Annotated in this window: 20 protein-coding genes and 1 pseudogene; 5 read left to right on the top strand and 16 right to left on the bottom strand. The window is 68.0% G+C overall.

Going from position 1 to position 21,049, the window contains the following annotated elements:
- The 9 genes from aroC to BST40_RS22830 form a co-directional block, all read right to left on the bottom strand.
- The coding region (aroC, locus tag BST40_RS22870) for a chorismate synthase (RefSeq protein ID WP_083155777.1) at window positions 1-694 on the bottom strand (694 nt) is incomplete at its 3' end.
- Window positions 695-776: 82 nt separating this feature from the next.
- A complete protein-coding gene (locus tag BST40_RS22865; RefSeq protein ID WP_083155775.1) occupies window positions 777-1,187 on the bottom strand; it encodes a type II toxin-antitoxin system VapC family toxin in 411 nt (136 codons plus the stop codon).
- Window positions 1,184-1,462 (bottom strand): type II toxin-antitoxin system Phd/YefM family antitoxin, encoded by a 279-nt coding sequence (locus BST40_RS22860; protein ID WP_083155772.1) that lies wholly within the window; start codon window positions 1,460-1,462, stop codon window positions 1,184-1,186. The genes BST40_RS22865 and BST40_RS22860 overlap by 4 nt, the downstream gene beginning before the upstream one ends.
- Before the next feature lie 60 nt (window positions 1,463-1,522).
- Entirely contained in the window at window positions 1,523-1,957 is a 435-nt protein-coding gene (locus BST40_RS22855; RefSeq protein ID WP_075547225.1) for a prepilin peptidase, read from the bottom strand.
- 17 nt (window positions 1,958-1,974) lie between these two features.
- Window positions 1,975-2,799: a shikimate dehydrogenase gene (locus BST40_RS22850; protein WP_083155770.1), complete on the bottom strand. Its 825-nt coding sequence runs from the start codon at window positions 2,797-2,799 to the stop codon at window positions 1,975-1,977.
- On the bottom strand, window positions 2,777-4,024 hold the full coding sequence (gene mltG / locus BST40_RS22845; RefSeq protein WP_083155768.1) for an endolytic transglycosylase MltG: 1,248 nt from the start codon (window positions 4,022-4,024) through the stop codon (window positions 2,777-2,779). Before mltG ends, BST40_RS22850 begins: the two co-directional genes overlap by 23 nt.
- Window positions 4,017-4,529 (bottom strand): Holliday junction resolvase RuvX, encoded by a 513-nt coding sequence (ruvX, locus tag BST40_RS22840; RefSeq protein WP_075547228.1) that lies wholly within the window; start codon window positions 4,527-4,529, stop codon window positions 4,017-4,019. Before ruvX ends, mltG begins: the two co-directional genes overlap by 8 nt.
- Window positions 4,530-7,235, bottom strand: coding sequence for an alanine--tRNA ligase (gene alaS / locus BST40_RS22835; protein ID WP_083155767.1), 2,706 nt, complete (start codon window positions 7,233-7,235; stop codon window positions 4,530-4,532).
- Between the two features lie 94 nt (window positions 7,236-7,329).
- The gene (locus BST40_RS22830; protein ID WP_089025271.1) at window positions 7,330-7,719 is read right to left on the bottom strand and encodes a secondary thiamine-phosphate synthase enzyme YjbQ; all 390 of its coding nucleotides are present in this window, start codon (window positions 7,717-7,719) and stop codon (window positions 7,330-7,332) included.
- A 172-nt stretch (window positions 7,720-7,891) separates the two neighbouring features.
- Here BST40_RS22830 and BST40_RS22825 point away from each other — a divergent pair, with 172 nt between their 5' ends.
- Window positions 7,892-8,515, top strand: a complete 624-nt coding sequence (locus BST40_RS22825; RefSeq protein WP_083155763.1) for a hypothetical protein — start codon at window positions 7,892-7,894, stop codon at window positions 8,513-8,515.
- Between the two features lie 179 nt (window positions 8,516-8,694).
- On the opposite strand, the gene BST40_RS22820 is transcribed toward BST40_RS22825, so the two are convergent.
- Together BST40_RS22820 and BST40_RS22815 are read right to left on the bottom strand one after the other, a co-directional pair.
- Window positions 8,695-9,030: a YciI family protein gene (locus BST40_RS22820; protein WP_075547231.1), complete on the bottom strand. Its 336-nt coding sequence runs from the start codon at window positions 9,028-9,030 to the stop codon at window positions 8,695-8,697.
- The gene (locus tag BST40_RS22815; RefSeq protein WP_083155760.1) at window positions 9,027-10,367 is read right to left on the bottom strand and encodes a replication-associated recombination protein A; all 1,341 of its coding nucleotides are present in this window, start codon (window positions 10,365-10,367) and stop codon (window positions 9,027-9,029) included. Before BST40_RS22815 ends, BST40_RS22820 begins: the two co-directional genes overlap by 4 nt.
- Before the next feature lie 182 nt (window positions 10,368-10,549).
- On the opposite strand from BST40_RS22815, the gene BST40_RS22810 reads away from it, so the two are divergent.
- Complete coding sequence (locus BST40_RS22810) at window positions 10,550-11,410, top strand: hypothetical protein (protein ID WP_083155758.1); 861 nt, start codon at window positions 10,550-10,552, stop codon at window positions 11,408-11,410.
- A gap of 74 nt (window positions 11,411-11,484) precedes the next feature.
- Window positions 11,485-14,136 (top strand): circularly permuted type 2 ATP-grasp protein, encoded by a 2,652-nt coding sequence (locus BST40_RS22805; RefSeq protein ID WP_083155756.1) that lies wholly within the window; start codon window positions 11,485-11,487, stop codon window positions 14,134-14,136.
- 262 nt (window positions 14,137-14,398) lie between these two features.
- On the opposite strand, the gene BST40_RS22800 is transcribed toward BST40_RS22805, so the two are convergent.
- From BST40_RS22800 to aspS, 4 genes are all read right to left on the bottom strand, one after another.
- The gene (locus BST40_RS22800) at window positions 14,399-15,430 is read right to left on the bottom strand and encodes a zinc-binding metallopeptidase family protein (protein ID WP_075547245.1); all 1,032 of its coding nucleotides are present in this window, start codon (window positions 15,428-15,430) and stop codon (window positions 14,399-14,401) included.
- Complete coding sequence (locus tag BST40_RS22795) at window positions 15,423-16,373, bottom strand: transglutaminase family protein (RefSeq protein WP_089025270.1); 951 nt, start codon at window positions 16,371-16,373, stop codon at window positions 15,423-15,425. Before BST40_RS22795 ends, BST40_RS22800 begins: the two co-directional genes overlap by 8 nt.
- A 129-nt stretch (window positions 16,374-16,502) precedes the next feature.
- Complete coding sequence (locus tag BST40_RS22790) at window positions 16,503-17,558, bottom strand: FUSC family protein (protein WP_083155752.1); 1,056 nt, start codon at window positions 17,556-17,558, stop codon at window positions 16,503-16,505.
- Between the two features lie 55 nt (window positions 17,559-17,613).
- Window positions 17,614-19,404, bottom strand: coding sequence for an aspartate--tRNA ligase (gene aspS / locus BST40_RS22785; RefSeq protein ID WP_371687129.1), 1,791 nt, complete (start codon window positions 19,402-19,404; stop codon window positions 17,614-17,616).
- Between the two features lie 9 nt (window positions 19,405-19,413).
- Between aspS and BST40_RS22780 the strand changes: the two genes are divergently transcribed.
- Together BST40_RS22780 and BST40_RS22775 are read left to right on the top strand one after the other, a co-directional pair.
- The gene (locus BST40_RS22780; RefSeq protein WP_083155750.1) at window positions 19,414-20,361 is read left to right on the top strand and encodes an oxidoreductase; all 948 of its coding nucleotides are present in this window, start codon (window positions 19,414-19,416) and stop codon (window positions 20,359-20,361) included.
- Window positions 20,362-20,547: 186 nt separating this feature from the next.
- Entirely contained in the window at window positions 20,548-20,748 is a 201-nt protein-coding gene (locus BST40_RS22775) for a hypothetical protein (protein WP_083155748.1), read from the top strand.
- A 41-nt stretch (window positions 20,749-20,789) separates the two neighbouring features.
- Here BST40_RS22775 and BST40_RS22770 read toward each other — a convergent pair.
- Window positions 20,790-21,049, bottom strand: a pseudogene (locus BST40_RS22770) (hypothetical protein); the annotation flags it as partial.

Raw genomic sequence — 21,049 nt, 5'->3', positions numbered from 1 at the left:
CCGGCAGCCCCAGCGCCACCACCTCCACCACGCCGCCCAGGGTGTCGCCGTCTTTCTTGGCCGCTTCGATCTCGGCGATCATGGCTTGCTCGGCAGCCTTGCCGAATGCGCGGACCGGGCTGGCATCGATGGCGGCCAGGTGTTCGGGCCCGGGCGGCGGGCCGTCGTAGGGCACCGACGGGCCGATGGAAATCACATGGGACAGCACATCGACGCCCAGCGCTTGTTTGAGGAACTGCCGCGCGACGGTTCCGGCGGCCACCCGAGCGGCGGTCTCGCGGGCACTGGCGCGCTCGAGCACCGGCCGGGCGTCGTCGAAGCCGAACTTGAGCATGCCGGCGTAGTCGGCGTGGCCCGGGCGGGGTCGGGTGAGCGGCGCATTGCGGGCGCTGTTTTCGAGCTCCGCCGGGTCGACGGGATCGGGGGCCATCACGGTTTCCCACTTCGGCCATTCGGTGTTGCCGATCTCGATGGCGATGGGCCCGCCCAGCGTGCTGCCGTGGCGCACGCCGGACAATACGGTCACCGCGTCCCGTTCGAAGGTCATCCGGGCGCCGCGGCCGTAGCCCAACCGGCGGCGGGCCAGCTGATCGGCGATCTCGGTCGAGGTGACGTTTACTCCGGCGACCATGCCATCGACCACGGCCACCAACGCCCGGCCATGGGACTCGCCCGCGGTGATCCAGCGCAACACCCGAACATCTTCCCATGTGGACGCGGTGTGCTCGCTGACCGGCTGGAGGCCGTATGTCGCCGACAACTGTCGGTTCCGACGACTAGCGGACTGCGCCGGGCGATGCGGTGATCAGCCCGACCTCGAGGCAGCCGGCCAACAAACGGCGGTCATAGGTCACAAACGCGGTCAGCTCCCGCTTGATCTGCGTGGCCGCTGCGAGGTGAATCGCGTCGAGCGAGCGCAGGGTGGCCGGGCCGATCGTTTCGGCGAGATTCATCACCGGCGCGGTGAGCGGAAGAATATCGAGCCCGTCCAGTAGGTAGCGTGCACGTTCGACGTGGGCCGGGTCCCCGTACCGGGCAACGACTCTCATCAACTCGACTCGTCCGAGTGCGCTCGTCGCCGCGAATTCGCCCTGTTCTCGTTGCGAAGTCAGCCAGCTGCGCAGATCGGCCGTCTCCGGTTCAGCGATGAGCAATTTGGTCAGAGCCGACGTATCCAGGTAAATCACTGCTCGTCGCGCATCTCGTCGAGAACATCGGACAGAGTGCGCTTGCGATCCGGCGCCGGTGTTGCTGTCACCTCGAAAAGGTTCCGCGGGCGTGGGGCCGCAATCACGGTGCCTGATTCGATCAGGGCTTCGCGAGAACGCTCTGCCGCCCGCACCGGAACAAGTCGGGCGACGAGCCGCCCGTTATTGGTGATGCCGAGTTCCTCGCCAGCTTCCACCCGGGCGAGATACCGCGATGCGTGCTGCCGGAGCTCTCGGACCCCAATCACTTCCACGGCTACCCATGGTAGCACTCAATGTGCTACAAATCCGGTTGGGCGCACGCAACCCCCAGCTCACATCACTACCAGTGCCAGTGCGCCGGCGGTGGCCAGACACATCGACGGGCCGTGCGGCAAGGTGGCGGCGCTGTCGGCGCCGCCGATAATCCGGGCAACCAGGCCGCACACCGCCGTGAGCAGCGGCGCCGCCAGCGCCGCCAGAAACCACACGTCGGCACCGAAGCAGCCGGTCAACCCGCCCACGCCGAACGCCAGCTTGACGTCACCGGCGCCCATCGCCGCCGGGGTGACCAGGTGCACCAGCAGGTACACCCCGGCCAACGCGGCCGCGCCGGCCAGCGCCGGCACGCCCCGGCCCGCAACCAGCGCGCCGAGCAGGATCACCGCGGCCCCGGGCACGGTCAACGCGTTAGGTAACCGCCGCTCCCGGACGTCGTAGCCGCACAGCGCCCCCATCCACAGCGCAACCGCCGCCCCCAGCGTGCCCATCCACATCTCGGGGCACGCTAGTCCAGCTCCGCCAATGCGCAAGTCATCGCCTCACGAGGCGCGGGCATCCCGGTGAATTGCTCCACCTGAGCGAACGCCTGATGCAGCAGCATCTGCAGTCCACTGATCGCCCGGCCGCCAGCCTCCGTCACCGCAGCGGCCAGCGGTGTGGGCCACGGGTGATAGATCGCGTCCAACAGGACGGAGACGCCGGCCAACGTCGGGGTGTAGCGCGCGGCTACGTCCGCCGGCAGCGTGCTGACCAGCACTTGCGCGGCGGCGACCTGGTCGGCCAACCCGGCGTCGTCCAGGGCACAGAACCGGCTGGTCACGCCGGCCTGCCTTCCCAGGTCGACCAGACGGGCCGCTTTCCCGGGATTGCGTGCCACCACGGTGATGCCGGTGACGCCGAGTTGGGCCAGCCCGACGACCGCGGCCGGGGCGGTGCCGCCGGACCCCAGCACCACCGCGTCTCCGGAAGCCGCGCCGAGAGCGCCGGTCACCCCGTCGATGTCGGTGTTGTCGGCCCGCCACCCGCGCGGCGTGCGCACCAGCGTGTTGGCCGAACCAACCTGCTCGGCGCGGGCGGTTCGCTCGTCGGCGAACCGCAGGGCGGCGAACTTGCCCGGCATGGTCACCGATACGCCGACCCACTCCGGCCCGAACCCGCCGACCACGGCCGGCAATTGCTCGGCCGTGCACTCGATGCGCTCATAGGTCCAGTCGTTCAGACCCAGCGCGCGATAGGCGGCCAGGTGCAGTTGCGGGGACCGGGAGTGGGCGATCGGCGAACCGAGAACCCCGGCTTTCCTGGCTTTTCTAGCGGGTGCTGTCGAGGACACCGTTGTGTTTAGCCAGTTCGATGTTGGCCAGATGCTGCTGATAATCCCGGGTGAACAGCGTCGTGCCCTGAGAGTCGATGGTGACGAAATACAGCCAGTCCCCGGGTGCCGGATGTTCGGCTGCGTGCAGCGCGTCCACCCCGGGCGAGCAGATCGCGGTCGCCGGCAGCCCCTCGGCCATGTAGGTGTTCCACGGCGTGCGCAGCGCGCGGTCGGCGTCGCTGGTGGCCACTTCCCGGCGATCCAGCGAGTAATTCACGGTGGAGTCGAACTCCAGCGTGCGGTGTTCGTGCAGGCGGTTGTAGATGACCTGCGCCACCTTCGGGAAATCCTGGACGCTGGATTCCTGCTGTACCAGCGAGGCCACCACCAGGATGTCGTAGGGTGACAGGCCCAGCGACGTGGCGGTGTCCACCAAACCCGCCTTGGCGTATTCGACGGCGCCGGCGCTGATCAGCGACGACAGGATGGCGCCCGCCGAGGCCGACGGATCGACGTTGAAGGTGCCCGGCGCGATGAGCCCCTCGATGCGGCGATGGTCATCGCCGAGCTCGATCACCGGCTCAACCGCCCACGGCGGCACCGAGAGCATCGCCGGGGTGTTCTTGGTTGCCGCGGCACGCAGGTCGGCCACCGCAACACAGTGTTTGTTCCCGTCGAGATCCACACACGTCGCCCGCGAGATCAACGTGAGGATTCCGGGGGTCACCACGTTGGTCTTCATGTCGGTGGTGTCGTCGAGCTGACGTCCTTCCGGGATGACCAGCCTGCCCACCCTGCTCTTCGGGTCGGCCAGCCGCGCGACCGCGTTGGCTGCCGGAATCTCGGTGCGCATCCGGTAGTAGCCGGGCTGAATCGACGAAATCGCCTCGTTGCCGTGCGCGGCGTCGACGAACGCCCGAACCGTTTTCACCACGCCGTGCTTGTACAGCGTCTCCCCGACCGCCGTGGTCGAGTCGCCTGCCTCGATCTGAATCACGAGGTCGCGCTTGCCGGTTCCGGTGTAGTCGTTTCCGGCGCCCAGCATCAGGTGCCAGAGCTTGCCGCCGAAAATCACGGCCGTCGCCACGACCGCGACCAGCACGCTGAAGGCCAATCCGCCCAAGATGCGCCGCCGTCTTCTGCGGCTGTGGCTGCGCTTGCGCCGGTCTGCTCTGCTCATCCGGTGCCGGTGCGGCCCCACCGCCACCGGCTCGGCCCGCTGACGGTCGACGTCCTCAGCCATCGGCCACGTTCCCGGTTACCGGTCCGGGCGCGGTACTGCGGCGTTGATCCAGCCACGCCTGCAGGATTGCCACGGCGGCGGCCTGGTCGATCACCGCACGTTGGTCTTTGGCCCGAATGCCCGCCTGGCGCAGTGATCGCTGCGCGCTCACGGTGGTCAGCCGCTCGTCGGCAAGCCGCACCGGTATCGGGACAATGCGCTGTGCCAGCGCATCGGCCAGGTCGATCGCATCCTGGGCGGCGGGGCCGATGCGGTCGGCCAGCGTGCGCGGCAGTCCGACCACCACCTCGACGGCCGGCAGTTCGGCGGCCAGCGCCACCAGCCGGCGCAGGTGCTTGCCGGAGCGGTCGCGGCGCACTGTTTCCACGGGAGTGGCCAAGATGCCGTCAGGATCGCTGCACGCCACACCGATCCGCACGCTTCCCACATCAATGCCGAGGCGTCGTCCCGGTCCGGGGTCTGAGTCGCCGGGCCGGTCGGGCTGGCGGTGAAGTGGGGCGCTCACTCAACCGACCCGGGCTATCGCGGCGATCTCGGAGCGGACCGCGTCGAGCGCGGCGTCGATGCCGGCCGGTTTCTTTCCGGAGCCCTGGGCCAGGTCGGCCTTGCCGCCGCCGCGGCCGTCGACGGCCACGGCCAGCTGTTTGATCAACTCGTTGGCGCGGATCCCCAGGTCCTGGGCGGCCGGATTGGCGGCGACGGCATAGGGCACGCTGTCGTTCTCGCCTTCGGCGATCAGCGCGATCACCGCCGGATCGCTGCCCAGCCGGCCGCGGATATCGCCGACCAGGGAACGTAAATCGGCCGAGGTGATGCCGCCCGACATGCGCTGTGCCACCACCCGGACGTTACCGATGCGTTCGGCGCCGGCGGCGGCGTTGACCGCGGCTGCCCGCGCATTCGCCAGCCGGACGCGTTCCAGCTCCTTCTCGGCGGCCTTGAGCCGATCCACCAGGTTGGCCACTCGCGTGGGGACTTCGTCGGAGGGCACCTTCAGCGACGAAGCGAGCCCCGCCATCAGGGCGCGCTCCTTGGCCAGGTGACGGAAGGAGTCGAGCCCGACGTAGGCCTCCACCCGGCGTACCCCGGAGCCGATCGACGATTCGCCCAGGATGGTCACCGGCCCGATCTGCGCCGAGCTCTCGACGTGGGTGCCCCCGCACAGCTCCAGCGAGAACGGCCCACCGATTTCGACGACCCGGACTTCGTCGGGGTAGCTTTCGCCGAAGAGCGCCATCGCGCCCATCGCCTTAGCCTTGTCGAGCTGCTCGGTGAAGGTGTGCACTTCGAAATCGGCCTGCACGGCTTCGTTGGTCACCTCTTCGATGTGGGTCCGCTGGTCTTCGGTGAGCGGCCCCTGCCAGTTGAAGTCGAACCGCAGATAGCCCGGTCGGTTCAGCGAGCCGGCCTGAACCGCGTTGGGCCCCAGCACTTGTCGCAATGCGGCGTGCACCATGTGGGTCCCCGAGTGACCTTGCGTGGCGCCTTTGCGCCAGCCAGAGTCCACCGCGGCGATCACGGTGTCGCCCTCGACGAATTCCCCGGACTCCACGTTAACCCGGTGCACGTGAAGGGTTTTGGCGATCTTCTGCACGTCGGTAACGGCCGCGCGGGCGCTGGCCCCCGAGCCGGTTCCGCTAATGGCGCCGGCGTCGGCGACCTGGCCGCCCGACTCGGCGTACAGCGGGGTGCGGTCCAACACCAACTCCACCCGATCGGCCGCCACAGCGTCGCCGTGGGCGACGACCGGAACCCGCTTGCCGTCGACAAAGATGCCCAGGATTCGTGCCTCCGAGGCAAGTTCGTCGAATCCGGTGAATTCGGTGGGTCCGGCGTCGACCAGTTCCCGATAGGCGGTGAGGTCGGCGTGCGCGTGTTTGCGCGCGGCTGCGTCGGCCTTGGCTCGGCGACGCTGCTCTGCCATCAGCTCGCGGAAGCCGCTCTCGTCGACCGCCAGCCCGGATTCGGCCGCCATCTCCAGGGTGAGCTCGATCGGGAAGCCGTAGGTGTCGTGCAAGGTGAAGGCGTCCGCACCGGAAACCACCGTGGCGCCCTTGGCTTTGGTGGTGCCGGCGACCTCGTCGAACAGCCTGGAACCCGACGCCAGCGTGCGATTGAAAGCCGTCTCCTCGGCGACGGCGATGCGGTTGATCCGGTCGAAGTCGCTGACCAGTTCGGGATACGACGGACCCATCGCGTCGCGCACGGTGGCCATCAGTTCGCCGACGATCGGGGTATCGATGTTGAGAAGCTTGGCCGACCGGATGACACGGCGCAGCAGCCGGCGCAACACGTAGCCGCGGCCGTCGTTGCCGGGGCTTACACCGTCGCCGATCAGGATCGCTGCGGTGCGGCTGTGGTCGGCGATGATGCGGTACCGCACGTCGTCGGCGTGATTTCCGGCGTCGTAGGGGCGCGAGGCGCGCGCGGCGACGGCATCGATGACCGGTCGCAGGAGGTCGGTCTCGTAGACGTTGTGCACGTCTTGCAATACCAGCGCGACCCGCTCGACCCCCATGCCGGTGTCGATGTTCTTGCGGGGCAGCGGACCCAGGATCTCGTAGTCCTCTTTGGTGGTTCCCTCGCCGCGCTCGTTCTGCATGAAGACGAGGTTCCACACCTCGAGGTAGCGGTCCTCGTTGACGATCGGCCCGCCTTCGGGCCCGTAGTCGGGACCGCGGTCGTAGTAGATCTCCGATGACGGCCCGCACGGCCCGGGAATGCCCATGGACCAGTAGTTGTCGGCCATGCCGCGGCGCTGGATCCGCTCGGGCGGCAGACCGGCGACTTCCCGCCACAGGCCGGCGGCCTCGTCGTCGTCGAGATAGACTGTGGCCCAAAGCCTTTCCGGGTCCAGCCCGTATCCGCCGGCGGCAACAGCGTTGGTCAGCAGCGACCAGGCCAGTTCGATCGCCCCGCGCTTGAAGTAGTCGCCGAACGAGAAATTGCCGGCCATCTGGAAGAAGGTGTTGTGCCGGGTGGTGATGCCCACCTCGTCGATGTCGGGGGTGCGGATGCACTTTTGGATGCTGGTGGCCGTGGGGTACGGCGGTGTGCGCTGTCCCAGGAAGTAGGGCACGAATTGGACCATGCCGGCGTTGACGAACAACAGATTGGGGTCGTCGAGGATCACCGATGCGCTGGGCACCTCGGTGTGACCGGCCTTCACAAAATGATCGAGGAACCGTTTCCTGATCTCGTGTGTCTGCACTGTGGTCGCTTCCCTAAGTTTCCTCGGTCGGATTCAATACCAGCCTATTCGCCGGTCTATTAGACGGCTTTCCAGAGAACGCTTGGTGCCCGGCTTAGCCTTCCACAAAACTCAAACGCACCGAGCGTCGCGGATTATCCCGGTTCAGGTCGACCAGAACGACGCTTTGCCAGGTACCCAGCAGCGGCTCGCCGCCCGCGACCGGCACCGTTAGCGACGGGGCAACCAGGGCCGGCAGCACGTGGTCGGCGCCGTGACCGGCAGATCCGTGCGCATGCCGATAGCGGTCGTCGCGCGGCAGCAGTCGTTCCAGGGTGTCGACCAGGTCATCGTCCGAGCCGGCGCCGGTCTCGATGATCGCGACTCCGGCCGTCGCATGCGGAACGAACACGTTGCACAACCCGTCACCGTGCGACGCGCAGAAGCCGCGCACCGCGTCGGTGAGATCGACAATGCGGCGACGCGCGGTGTCAACGTCGAGCACATCGGTATCCACCCGCCTAGCCTACCGGGACGGATTTCACGGCCCGGCGATCCAAGTGCCGATCGGAGGAGGGGCCCAAGATTTTATTGCCACGGCTGTTCGGTAGGAGGAAGGTATTCGGTGAGACCGGTGGCGCCACCGGGGCGCCGCCCCGACATAGGAGGGGCCGATCGTGTACGCACGCTCTACCACCATCCAGGCACAACCCTTGTCGGTCGACATTGGAATCGCGCACGTTCGCGATGTCGTGATGCCCGCTCTGCAGGCGATCAACGGATATGTCGGGTTGTCGCTGCTGGTTGACCGACAGTCGGGTACCTGCATCGCCACCAGCGCCTGGGAGACCCTGGAGGCAATGCGCGCCAGCGCCGAGCGGGTCGCTCCCGTCCGGGATCGGGCCGCGATGATGTTCTCCGGCAACGCGCGGGTCGAGGAATGGAATATCGCCATGCTGCACCGCGACCATCACTCGCATCCCGGAGCATGCGTGCGGGCCACCTGGCTCAAGGTGGTGCCCGAGCAGATCGAGCGATCGCTGGACTTTTACGGCATGCATGTGTTGCCCGAGATGGAGGGGTTGGACGGGTTCTGCAGTGCCAGCCTGATGGTTGACCATCCCGCCTGCCGGCGCGCAGTGTCATGCACCACGTTCGACACGATGGACGCGATGGCCCGCAACCGCGACCAGGCGACCGAGTTGCGCAGCAGGCGGGTCCGCGAATTGGGCGCCGAGGTGCTTGACGTGGCCGAGTTCGAGCTGGCGATCGCCCACCTACGCGTACCTGAGCTGGTCTGACGTCTGACCCGGCGTCGAGTGTGCGCCGGTGGCGTCGAGCGTGCGCCGGTGGCGTCGAGCGTGCGTCGGTGGCGTGTTCAGGGCCCGTCGGCCGCCGCAGTTACACTTTGAAAACCATACGCGCACACTCGAAGCCGCGGATGCACATTCGATGCCTGCTCGATCCCTCCGCGCTGCCGTCAAGGCAGGGCGTCACCCGGAAAGCCTCGGCAAGGGTGTACCTCGTAGGTGAATACGCCCGCGGCGACGCCCGGGTCATCGTTCATGATCGCCGCGGTGTCGTCCACCGTCGCCGCGAACACCCCGATGCCGCAGACGTCAGACCCGTCGGTGACCGGCAGCACCACCGCCAGCACACCCTCGTCGCGCAATCCGAAGTTGCGGCGCCCGTGCTCCCAGACGATGGCCGGCGCCGCCCCGTCACCGAACTTCGGTCCCTGCTTGAGGATGACGACGCTATAGGGCTTGGCGGTGGGCAGCAGTTGGTTCATCTCGTCGTCGGTGAAGACCTTCATGCCCGTCCCCGTTTCTTGCGGATGATCGCCCGTAGCCGGTCCAGCCGGCCGGCCATATCCCGTTCGCCACCGCGACCGGTGGGCCGATAGTAGTCCACACCCACCAGCTCGTCCGGCGGATACTGTTGAGCCACAACACCATCCGGGTCGTCGTGAGAGTACTTGTAGCCCTGCGCGTTGCCCAGCGCTGCGGCACCGGAGTAGTGCCCGTCGCGCAGATGAGCCGGGACCAGGCCGGCTTTGCCGGCCTTGATGTCGGCCATCGCCGCGGCCAAGGCCGTGGTGACCGCGTTGGACTTCGGCGCGGTGGCCAAGTGCACCGTGGCGTGGGCCAGCGTCAACTGAGCCTCCGGCATGCCGATCAGTGCCACGGTCTGAGCGGCAGCGACCGCGGTCTGCAGCGCGGTCGGGTCGGCCATGCCGATGTCCTCGCTGGCCAGAATCATCAGCCGCCGCGCGATGAACCGGGGGTCCTCGCCGGCGACGAGCATGCGGGCCAAATAGTGCAGTGCGGCGTCGACGTCGGAACCGCGCACTGACTTGATGAAGGCGCTGACGACGTCGTAGTGCTGGTCACCGTCGCGGTCGTAGCGGACGGCGGCCCGGTCCAGGGAGTGTTCGATCGCCTCGACGGTGACCTGCTCGGTGGCCTCAGCAGCCACCTCCAGCGCGGTCAGCGCCCGGCGCGCGTCCCCGGCGGCCAATTGCACCAGCAACTCGACGGCCTCGGGCGTCACCACCATGCGCCCGCCGAACCCGCGGGGATCCTCGATCGCACGCTGCACGACGATCCGAATGTCGTCGGGGGTCAGCGGCCGTAGCTGCAGGATCAACGATCGCGACAGCAGCGGGGCCACCACCGCGAAGGAGGGATTCTCGGTAGTCGCGGCGACCAACAACACCACCCGGTTCTCCACCGCCGACAGCAGTGCGTCCTGCTGAGTCTTGGAAAACCGGTGCACCTCGTCGATGAACAGCACCGTTTGCTCACCGGCAAGAAGCCCCCGCCGCGCCTCGTCGATGACGGCCCGGACTTCCTTGACCCCGGCCGACAACGCCGACAGCGCCTCAAACCGGCGTCCGGTGGCCTGCGAGACCAGCGCTGCCAGCGTCGTCTTGCCGCTTCCGGGCGGACCGTAGAGGATCACCGACGCCACGCCCGACCCCTCGACCAGGCGGCGCAGCGGCGACCCCGCCGCCAGCAGATGGTCCTGCCCGACGACTTCATCGAGCGACGCGGGACGCATCCGCACCGCCAGCGGCGCGCCGGCTGACACGTCGAGGCCATGATCGGTCGGCTTCGGTGCGCCGGGCAGGTCGAACAGACCGTCGGACACGCTTCAGACATACCACGCGAGCACTGAGGAAGCCGAGGCGTCGCACGCGCCGGGTCGCTACCCGAAAAAGAAAAAGGAGCACCACCAACCCGCGCGCCTCCGGCCCACATTTGCTAAGTTCCGGTTTGCTAATTCCACGCGCATACCAGGCGAGAGCGAACGACCAGCCACTTAGGACAGCGATGAGCCAGCCGCCAGAACACCCAGGCACTCCGGCCGACCCCCAGGGCGGCGAACACAGCACCGCGGGCTACCCGCCTCAGCCGGGTTTCGGGGGACCGCCGAAGTCGGGCTTCAACGTGGGCGAAGCGATCAGTTGGGCGTGGAACAAGTTCACCAAGAACGTCGCGGCGCTGGTCGTGCCGCTGGTCATCTACGGCCTGGCGATTACCGCGGTGATCGGTATCCCGCTGGCGATCGCCTTCGCGACCGCGCAAAAAACGTCGACCACCGTTGTCGAGTACGACTACAGCTACCACAGCACGTCCGCAGAGTTTTCCGCGATCGGCTGGATCCTCACGATCATCGGCTACATCGCCGTGTTCTTCGTGGTGGCCTACATGCATGCCGGCCTGGTCAGCGGCTGCCTCGACATTGCCGACGGCAAGCCGGTCAGCATCGGAACGTTCTTCAAGCCGCGCAATGTGGGCACTGTGGTGCTCACCTCATTCCTGCTGGCCGTCGCGGCCATGGTGCTGTCGTGCACCATTGTCGGGCCGTTGGTCTTGGCTTTCTTCGCCCAATTCGCGATTGCGTTCGTCGTCGACAGATCCCTGTCGCCGATCGAGTCGATCAAGGCCAGCATCGCGACCGTTCGGGGCGAACTCGGAAACAGCGCGCTGTCCTGGCTGGTGCAGTATGCGGCCGTGCTGATCGGCGAACTCGCATGCTTGGTGGGCTTGGTTGTCGGCGTTCCGGTTGCCGCGCTGGTCCAGGTCTACACCTACCGCAAGCTGACGGGTGGCCAGGTGGTGCCGATCGAGCAGTCGGCACCCCCGGGCGGCTATCCGCCCGCACCACCGCCAGGGCAGCAGTACGCATAAGCCCGGCCGGAACCAGCGGGTTCGGCGCAGCGAACGCTGTGTAGGCGAGGGCAGTCCCTGATGTTGCGACAGTAATGGCGCCCGCCGACGTGACGTGGGGAACGGGTCGAGCGGTGGCCGATGCCGACCACCTGCTGGACGGTTACCGCACCGCGCGAGCCCAGCAATCGCTCTTCGACCTGCGTGACGGTCCGGGAACCGGCTACGACGAGTTCGTCGACGCCGACGGGAAGGTGCGGCCGGCCTGGACGGAGCTGGCCGACACCGTCGCCGAGCGCGGCAGAGGGGGGCTGGACCGGCTGCGCACGATCGTGCACAGCCTGATCGACCACGACGGCATCAGCTACACGGGGGCCGATTCCACCCGCGACGAGCACGGCGCCCACGGCCTGGAGCCCGGACCTTGGCGCCTGGACACGCTGCCGCTGGTGGTGTCAGCCGACGACTGGGCCGTCCTGGAGGCCGGCCTGGTGCAGCGGTCACGCCTGCTCGATGCCGTGCTGGCGGACCTCTACGGACCCCGCAGCCTGCTCACCGAGGGCGTGCTGCCCGCCGAGTTGGTATTCGCCCATCCCGGTTATGTGCGCCCGGCTAACGGGATCACGGTGCCGGGGCACCAACTTTTCCTGCACGCCTGCGATCTCAGCCGGATGCCCGACGGCAGCTATCGAGTCAACGCCGACTGGACGCAGGCGCCCTCGGGGGCAGGTTATGCGCTGGCCGATCGGCGGGTGATCGCCCACGCGATCCCGGACTTGTACGAAAGGATTGCGCCGCGGCCCACGACCCCGTTTGCCCAAGCGTTGCGGCTGGCGTTGATCGACGCGGCTCCCGACGTCGCCCAAGACCCGGTGGTGGTGGTGCTCAGCCCGGGCATCTATTCCGAGACGGCCTTCGATCAGGCGTATCTGGCGACGCTGTTGGGTTTCCCGCTGGTGGAAAGTGCGGACCTGGTGGTGCGCGACGGCAAGCTGTGGATGCGCTCGCTGGGAACCCTCAAACGCGTGGACGTGGTGTTGCGCCGCGTCGACGCCGACTACGCCGATCCGCTGGATCTGCGCGCCGATTCCCGGCTCGGCGTGGTCGGTCTGGTGGAGGCCCAGCACCGCGGCACCGTGACCGTGGTCAACACGCTGGGCAGCGGCATCCTGGAAAGCCCCGGCCTGCTGCGGTTTCTGCCCGAGCTGGCCCGGCGCTTACTGGGCGAAGACCCGTTGTTGCCGACAGCTCCGGTCTACTGGGGCGGCATCGCCAGTGAACGCTCACACCTGCTGGCCAATCTCTCCTCGCTGCTGGTCAGATCCACGGTTGGCAGGAAAACCCTCGCCGGGCCAGCACTTTCGTCTCGGCAGCTGGCCAAGCTGGCGGCGTGTGTCGAGGCGATGCCGTGGCAGTGGCTCGGCCAGGAGTTGCCGGCGTTCTCCTCGGCGCCCACCGACCACGCCGGGATGCTGACCTCGGCCGGCGTCGGCATGCGGTTGTTCACGGTCGCCCAACGCGGCGGCTATGCGCCGATGATCGGCGGCCTGGGCTACGTACTGGCGCCCGGCGCGGCCGCATACATGCTGAAATCCGTTGCAGCAAAGGATGTTTGGGTGCGGCCGACAGAGCGGGCGATTGCTGAGGCGGTGACGGTCACCACCTTGCCGCCGTCGCTCCTCCCGGCCAAGACCGGCGCGGGCACCCGTGCGGTCAGCTCCCCGCGGGTGCTCTCGGACCTGTTCTGGATGGGGCGTTACGGCGAGCGCGCCGAGAACATGGCACGGTTGCTGATCGTGGCCCGGGAGCGCTATCACGTCTTCCGCCACCAGCAGCACACCGAGGAAAGCGAGTGCGTGCCGGTGCTCATGGCCGCGCTCGGCCAGATCACCGGAACCGACACCGGGGCCGCTCACGACCACGCCGAGATGATCGCCGTCGCCCCCTCGATGCTGTGGTCGATGACCGTGGACCTGGAGCGGCCGGGATCCCTAGTCCAGTCGGTGGAAGGGCTGGCGCTGTGCGCCAGGGCGGTGCGCGACCAGCTGTCCAACGACACCTGGATGGTGCTGGCCGGCGTCGAGCGCGCCGTCGCGTTGCGGTCGGACCCGCCGCAGTCACTCGCCGAGGCCGACGCCCTGCTCGCCGAGGCTCAGGCGCAGACCCTGGCCGGGATGTTGACGCTGTCCGGGGTGGCCGCCGAGTCGATGGTGCGCGACGCGGGCTGGACGATGATGGACATCGGCAAGCGGATCGAGCGTGGCCTCTGGCTGACCGCGCTGTTGGCGGACACGCTGACCACGGTTCGTGGCGTGGCCGCCGAACAAACCATCATAGAGTCGACGCTGGAGGCCTGTGAGTCCTCGGTCAGCTACCGGCGCCGCACCGTGGGCAAGGTCAGCGTCGCCGCGGTCACCGACCTGATGCTGTTCGACCCGCAGAACCCGCGGTCGCTGGTGTATCAGCTGGAGCGGCTGCGGGCCGACCTCAAGGACCTTCCCGGCTCGTCGGGATCGTCGCGTCCCGAGCGGATGGTCGACGAGATCAACATCCGGCTGCGCCGCTCGGATCCAGCCGAGCTGGAGGGCGTCGTCGACGGGCGCCGCGCGGATCTGGCCGACCTGCTGACCGCAATACATGCCGCGTTGCGCGACGTTGCCGACGTGATCACCGCGACACAGTTGAAGCTGCCCGGGGGCATGCAGCAGCTGTGGGGGCCCGAGGAACGGCGGACGATGCCGGCCTAATTCGCCTGTCCCATTATCGAACGGGTAGTGGCAATCCCGAAAGCTGGACCGCGCGAAGGGATAGCATTTCCTGCCGATTGGTCGATGGCGATGGCGCAACCGCGCGCCGACATGCTCCGGCACCGGTTAGGAAATCAGCAGCCATCGGTCGGGATTCGCCTCTCCCCATTCGGGCGACCGCTACACTGCGCTCCACCGCGCATCATGTGGGTTGGCTGGCTCTGGCGACGCAACAGCCCGCGTGCCTGCAAATCCGGATGGGTTATCCGTTGACGGCGGATTCGTCGATGACGGTGTGGATGAACTGCATCTTCGCCAAAACCGCGGCCGGCAGCACAAAGGGGTACAGGTCGTCGCGGCCCATCGACCGGTTCACCATGTTCAGCGACCAGGACAACGGCAGCCACATGTCGATGATGGCGGGAAAAGCGCTGGGGCCCAATGCCGGCCGGTCGAAGGTTGCCGACGCCGGGGCAAAACCGCACCAGGCCGCGGTGTCCAGGGCATCGCGGATGTGCAGGTAGTGGGCAAACGTCTCGGCCCAATCCTCGGCGGGGTGCATGGTCGCATACGACGACACGTAGCCGTCCTGCCAACCCGGCGGCGCGCCGTCACGGTAATGCCGGTCCAGCGCCTGCTGGTAGTCGGCGTCCGGGTCGCCGAACAACTCGGTGAAGCGCGCCCGGTGGTCGCCGGACGGGTCGATCAGCCGGTAGAAGTAGTAGTGCCCGATCTCGTGACGGAAGTGGCCGAGCAGGGTTCGGTACGGCTCGTCCATCTCCACCCGCAGCTGTTCGCGGTGGACGTCGTCGCCCTCGGCGAGGTCCAGGGTGATGACGCCGTCGGCGTGCCCGGTGATCACCTGCTCGTGCGCACTGGACAAGAGCCGGAATGCCAGCCCGTGGTCGGGATCCTGGTCGCGTCCGACGATCGGCAGCTTCAGCTCGTGCAACTCGGCGATCAGCCGCCGCTTGGCCGCCTCGGCTCGGGCGAACCCCGCCAGACCCACGGTGTCGACGTCGTTGGGCCGCTCGACAGTCAGCGCACACGACGTGCACAACCCATTGGGCTGGTTCACCGGAACCAGCCAATTACATTGGGCGAGGTGCAAATTGGCGCACAGTTGATACTCCTCGGCGGGCACCGCCCCGGCGTGCCCGGTGGCGCCGCGCTCGGCGATCACCAACAGTGCCATCTGGTCGAGAGAAAAACCCAGCGCACTGCCGCAGGACAGGCACACGGAGTTCTCGAAGGTCAGGCGCTGGCCGCAACTGGGACAGTGAAAGTCACGCATCGAGCGCATCACCGCCGAAGGGCACGACGTCGACCCCGACGTCGATCACGGTGTGCTCGGAGTTGGTGTAGATAATGCCGCGCAACGGCGGCACATCTGCGTAATCACGGCCACGGCCGACCACGATGTAACGCTCGTCGATCAGTTGGTCGTTGGTGGGATCGAGACCCAGCCATTCGAACTGGCCCGGCTGTTGGGGCGTCCACACCGCCGCCCAGGCATGGGTGGCGTCAGTACCGATCATCCGATCCTTTCCCGGCGGCGGGTCGGTAGCCAGATAACCGGACACGTAGCAGGCTGCCAGCCCGTTGGCGCGCAGGCAGGCGATCGCCAACCTGGCAAAGTCCTGGCATACCCCTTCCCGGGCAGTCAGCACCTCGTCGACCTTGGTGGAAACGGTGGTCGACCCGGAACGGTAGGTGAAGTCGGTATAGATCCGCGTCGTCAGCTCGCGCAGTACCTCGACCAACGGGCGGCCCGGAACGAAGCTGGGAGCAGCGTACTTTCGCACCTCGTCGGTGATCTCCGGCGGGTCCAAGTCCAGCGCGAAGTCGACTGCCAGCGCACCGCGCGGCGCACCCGGCCGAGCGGCCTCCCACGGCTGCAGCGCCGGACCGCTGGTATAGAGCCCGGATGCCGGCGGCGCCACGTCGACGATGGAGTCGCCGGTAATGGTCAGGGACCGGTGCGGTTCGGTGACATGGAAATAAGAGCTGATGTTGCCGTAGGTGTCGCGGCTGGTGGAGCTGTCGGCGGGGGCGGGATCGATGGTCAGCCGGTGTGCGACACAGCGCTGGCGCGGCGAGCTGCGCGGGGTGAGAAACCCGCGGCCGTAGGAGCTGGTCACCACGTCGGAGTAGCGGTATTCGGTGCGGTGCGTGACTCGATAACGCTTGACGGCCGGCGAGTCGAACCGCGCGTCAGCAGGCCCATCAAACGGCAGGGACAACAACTCACTCCTGACTTCTCGACGCCCAACCCGCGACCGCCACGCCGGCCACGGGACGAATCCCGCACCACCGGCACCCTATCGCCGAACACCAGCACGCCGTCCCGAAGGAGCTGGCAGACCTTACTTTCGCGGGCTGGGGAGGTCGATCAGCTCCTGTAAGTCGTCGGCGCAGGCGCACACGATGTCGGCCAGCACCACCTGATTCTTGTCGCGGGCCCCGGCCTCCAGTTCCGCTGCGCGGTCTCTGGCCGCGCTGGCATGGGCGCCGGCCGCTGCGGGTTCGTCGTCGGCAACGGCCATACCGGCGGAGAGCTCGGTCAGGGCGATGTGCAGCGGACCCGGGACTTGTCCCCGGTGGAGCCGGGTGACCGCACGAGATAGCTGCAGCACGCCGCTGACCAGCATCGCCAATCGCGCCGACTGTTGTTCGATGCCGCGCAGGGTGTTGCGCGCAATCCAGCGGCGCGGAGCCCGGGTGGCCACGACCGCGGTGGTGCGGGCCTCGGCCAGCCTGCTGAGCTGGTCATGCAGCCGGTCGTAGGCCGACATCGGCCAGTCCGGAGCGGCGCGGGAAGGATCATCCAGCACGTCGGCCACCTCGACCAGCGTCTCGCGCAGTGCCGCCAACACATCGGCGCGGGCATCGCACAGGATCTGCACCGGGTCGGGCGGAAACAACAACACCGCGAACACCAGAGCCAAGCCGCCGCCGATCACCGCGTCGAACAGGCGCTCGGCTACGACACCGGCGGTACCGGCGAATACCAGCACCAGCACCGACGAGACCGCGGTCTGGTTGACGAACATCAGGCCTTGGGCGATGAAGCCGCGTCCGCTCAGCACCGCGACGCACAGCGCGACGAAGACCGCCACCGCCATGGTGGTCGGTCCGGCGCCCAGCAGGGCGTGTACCCCGGCTCCGAGCACGATCCCCAGCGCCACCCCGATGATCATCTGCGCCGCCCGTCGGGCCCGCAGAACATTGGTCGCCGACATGCACACCACGGCCGAGATCGGCGCGAAGAACGGCTGCCGGTGGTGCAGCACGTCGTGAGTCAGATACCAGGCCAGGCCGGCCGCCACCGAGGTCTGGGTGATCGGCCACACCACGGCGCGCAGTCGCTGCACCGCCGCCGGGCCGCCGTCAGCCACCAGGGCAAGCCGCGAAGTCCTCATCAGGCTTGCTTACCGCAGGACGGGATGCGCCGCGCACCCGCCTCGGGCGTGTCTCCTAAGCGCGGTCAGCCGGTTTGGGCTTGGCGTCAATTCCGGATTCCTTGCGCTGCTGGGCGGTGATCGGCGCGGGCGCGTTGGTCAGCGGGTCGACGCCGCCGCCGGTCTTGGGGAACGCGATCACCTCACGGATCGAATCGGCCCCGGCCAGCAGCGCCGTGATCCGGTCCCAACCGAACGCGATCCCGCCGTGAGGCGGGGCACCAAACATGAAGGCTTCCAACAGGAAACCGAACTTCTCTTCGGCCTCCGCCTTGTCCAGACCCATCACCGCGAACACCCGCTCCTGGACGTCGCGGCGGTGGATACGCACCGAGCCGCCACCGATCTCGTGGCCGTTGCAGACGATGTCGTAGGCGTCGGCCAGCACGCCGCCCGGATCGGAGTCGATGCGGTCCTCGAACTCGGGCTTGGGCGCGGTGAACGCATGGTGCACCGCTGTCCACGCCCCCGAGCCGACCGCGACGTCACCGGCGGCCGTGGCGTCGTCGGCGGGCTCGAACAGCGGCGGGTCGACCACCCAGACGAAGGCCCAGGCGTCGGGATCGATGAGGTCGAGCCGGTGGGCGATCTCGCTGCGCGCCGCCCCCAGCAGGGCCCGCGACGACTTCGCCGGGCCCGCCGAGAAGAAGATGCAGTCGCCGGGTTGGGCCCCGACGTGGGCGGCCAGACCGTCGCGCTCACCGTCGGACAGATTCTTGGCCACCGGCCCACCCAGCGTGCCGTCCTCGCCGACCAGCACGTAGGCCAGCCCGCGGTGCCCGCGCTGCTTGGCCCACTCCTGCCAGCCGTCCAGCGTCCGCCGCGGCTGCGACGCTCCGCCGGGCATCACCACGGCGCCGACGTAGGGCGCCTGGAAGACCCGAAATGTGGTGTCTTGGAAGAACTCCGTACACTCGACAAGCTCGACACCGAACCGCATGTCGGGTTTGTCGGAGCCGAAGCGCCGCATGGCTTCGGCGTAGCTGATCCGCGGGATCGGCGTCGGAATCCGGTAGCCGATCAACTCCCACAGCGCGGTCAGGATCTCCTCGGAAATCGCGATGATGTCCTCGGCGTCAACGAAACTCAGCTCCATGTCGAGCTGGGTGAATTCGGGCTGGCGGTCGGCGCGGAAATCCTCGTCCCGGTAGCAGCGGGCGATCTGGTAGTAGCGCTCCATCCCGGCCACCATCAACAACTGCTTGAACAGCTGCGGGCTCTGCGGCAAAGCGTAGAACGAACCCGGGTGCAACCGGGCCGGCACCAGGAAGTCGCGCGCCCCTTCCGGGGTGGAGCGGGTGATCGTCGGGGTTTCGATCTCGACGAAGTCGTGGCGCGCCAGCACGTTGCGGGCTGCGGCATTGACCTTGGAGCGCAATCGAATTGCCGATGCCGGGCCGTCGCGGCGCAGGTCGAGGTAGCGGTACTTCAACCGCAGTTCCTCCCCCGCGGGCTCGTCGAGCTGGAACGGCAGCGGCGCGCATTCGCCGAGCACCGTCAGGGCGGTGGCATTGACCTCGATATCGCCGGTGGCGATCTCGGGGTTGGCGTTGCCTTCCGGGCGGATCTCGACCACGCCGGAGACCGTGATGCAGAATTCCGCGCGCAGCCGATGCGCCTTGGCCAGCACCTGAGGATCGCGGAAGACCACCTGCGCCACTCCGGAGGCATCGCGCAGATCGATGAAGATGACACCGCCGTGGTCGCGGCGCCGAGCCACCCAGCCGGCCAAGGTCACCTGCTGCCCGGCGTCGCGATCCCGTAGTGAACCAGCGCCGTGGCTGCGCAGCACAAGACTCCCTTTCACGCGGTTGGAATGACTGCCCAGTCTAAATGGCCGCCTCCGCGGGCCAACGAACCCGGTACTTTATGGCTCATCGCCTCCAACATCGCTGTGGTCGGTCCCGGCGCCGTCGGCACGACGGTCGCCGCGCTGCTGCATTCGGCCGGCCACCGGGTGCTGTTGTGCGGCCACACCCCTCGCGGCGGCATCGAACTGCGGCCCGACGGCGCGGATCCCATCGTGGTGCCCGGTCCGGTACACACAGATCCCGGCGACGTCGCCGGCCCGGTCGAGGTGGTGATCCTGGCGGTCAAAGCCACCCAGAATGACGACGCCCACGACTGGCTGGCCCGCCTGTGCGACGAGCACACCGTGGTGGCCGTCCTGCAAAACGGGGTGGAACAGGTCGAGCAGGTGCAGCCGCACTGCCCGTCGTCGATCGTCGTGCCCGGCAGCGTGTGGTTTTCCGCGGAGACCCAACCGGAGGGCTGGGTGCGATTGCGCGGCGAGGCCGCACTGGTGCTGCCGACCGGGCCGACGGCGGAAGCCGTGGCCGAACTGCTGCGCGACGCGGGCGCCCGGGTGGACTGCGACCCCGATTTCACCACGGTGCTGTGGCGCAAACTCGTGCTCAACGCGCTGGCCGGATTGATGGCGCTGTCCGGGCGACGGTCCGGAATGTTCCGCCGCGACGACGTCGCCGCGTTGTCGCGCCGCTATGTCGCCGAATGCCTGACGGTCGCGCGCGCCGAGGGTGCCCGGCTCGGCGACGACGCGGTCGAGGAGATGGTGAATCTGTTCCGGTCTGCCCCCGAGGACATGGGCACCTCGATCCTGGCCGACCGGGAAGCCCATCGGCGCCTGGAATGGGACCTGCGCAACGGAGTGATCGTCCGCAAGGCCCGCGTCCACGGCCTGGCAACCCCGATCAGCGATGTCGTGGTGCCGCTGTTGGCCGCGGCCAGCGACGGCCCGGGCTGACCGGTCGGTCAACGTAAAGCGCCGCGCGATAAGCTTCGGTTATCGTCCGAGTCAAAGAAGCGATCGTCTTCGTCGCGGTGAAAGCTGGTGCAACTCGGTGGGTTTCGGGCACCACCGAAGCTCGATTACTTGGGCGGACGGCGCCGAAGGCAGCACCGACATCAGCCACGCGAACAGGAGCACCACATGACGGATCGCAAGATCGGACTCAAGCCGGTCGGAGCCGGGATCGCCATCGCCGCCATGGGCGTCGCGGCCGGCGCTGTCCTCGGTCACGACGAGGGCGGCCGCACACACGCGATAACGCACGAGGTTTTGTTTCAAGAGTCGCACGCCTCGATCCACTCGGCGTGCTTCACCATCGTCGCCGACCACATCCCCGACTAGGGCACGTAACAGCATTTGCCGCTCAGCCGGCTATCGGCCGGCTATGGCGATCCGTTCTTTCCCGGGGTGCCCAGCGTGCCGGCGCTGCCGCCTTTGCCTCCGCTTCCGCCGTTGACGCCGTTGCCGCCGTTGCCGCCATCGCCGTATACGGACGGGGCGAACATGCCGTTGGCCGCTATTCCGGCGTTGCCGCCGTTGCCGCCATTAGCAGCCCCGACGCCGCTACCCGCGTCGCCGCCGTTGCCACCCGAGCCGATGATGCCGCCGCCGTCGGCGCCGGCACCGCCATCGCCGCCGGTAC

Source organism: Mycobacterium persicum (assembly GCF_002086675.1).
GTDB classification, from domain to species: Bacteria; Actinomycetota; Actinomycetes; order Mycobacteriales; family Mycobacteriaceae; genus Mycobacterium; species Mycobacterium persicum.
Note: the sequence above shows the minus strand (reverse complement) of the source record. Positions and strands in the feature narration are given on the sequence as shown.

Bases quoted from the DNA above. Each gene is read 5' to 3' on its own strand.
- BST40_RS22855 (WP_075547225.1), bottom strand. From the start codon at position 1,957: ATGGGCACGCTGGGGGCGGCGGTTGCGCTGTGGATGGGGGCGCTGTGC.
- BST40_RS22775 (WP_083155748.1), top strand. From the start codon at position 20,548: ATGACGGATCGCAAGATCGGACTCAAGCCGGTCGGAGCCGGGATCGCC.
- BST40_RS22790 (WP_083155752.1), bottom strand. From the start codon at position 17,558: ATGAGGACTTCGCGGCTTGCCCTGGTGGCTGACGGCGGCCCGGCGGCG.
- BST40_RS22800 (WP_075547245.1), bottom strand. From the start codon at position 15,430: ATGCGTGACTTTCACTGTCCCAGTTGCGGCCAGCGCCTGACCTTCGAG.
- BST40_RS22780 (WP_083155750.1), top strand. From the start codon at position 19,414: ATGACTGCCCAGTCTAAATGGCCGCCTCCGCGGGCCAACGAACCCGGT.
- BST40_RS22810 (WP_083155758.1), top strand. From the start codon at position 10,550: ATGAGCCAGCCGCCAGAACACCCAGGCACTCCGGCCGACCCCCAGGGC.
- mltG (WP_083155768.1), bottom strand. From the start codon at position 4,024: ATGGCTGAGGACGTCGACCGTCAGCGGGCCGAGCCGGTGGCGGTGGGG.
- BST40_RS22820 (WP_075547231.1), bottom strand. From the start codon at position 9,030: ATGAAGGTCTTCACCGACGACGAGATGAACCAACTGCTGCCCACCGCC.
- BST40_RS22805 (WP_083155756.1), top strand. From the start codon at position 11,485: ATGGCGCCCGCCGACGTGACGTGGGGAACGGGTCGAGCGGTGGCCGAT.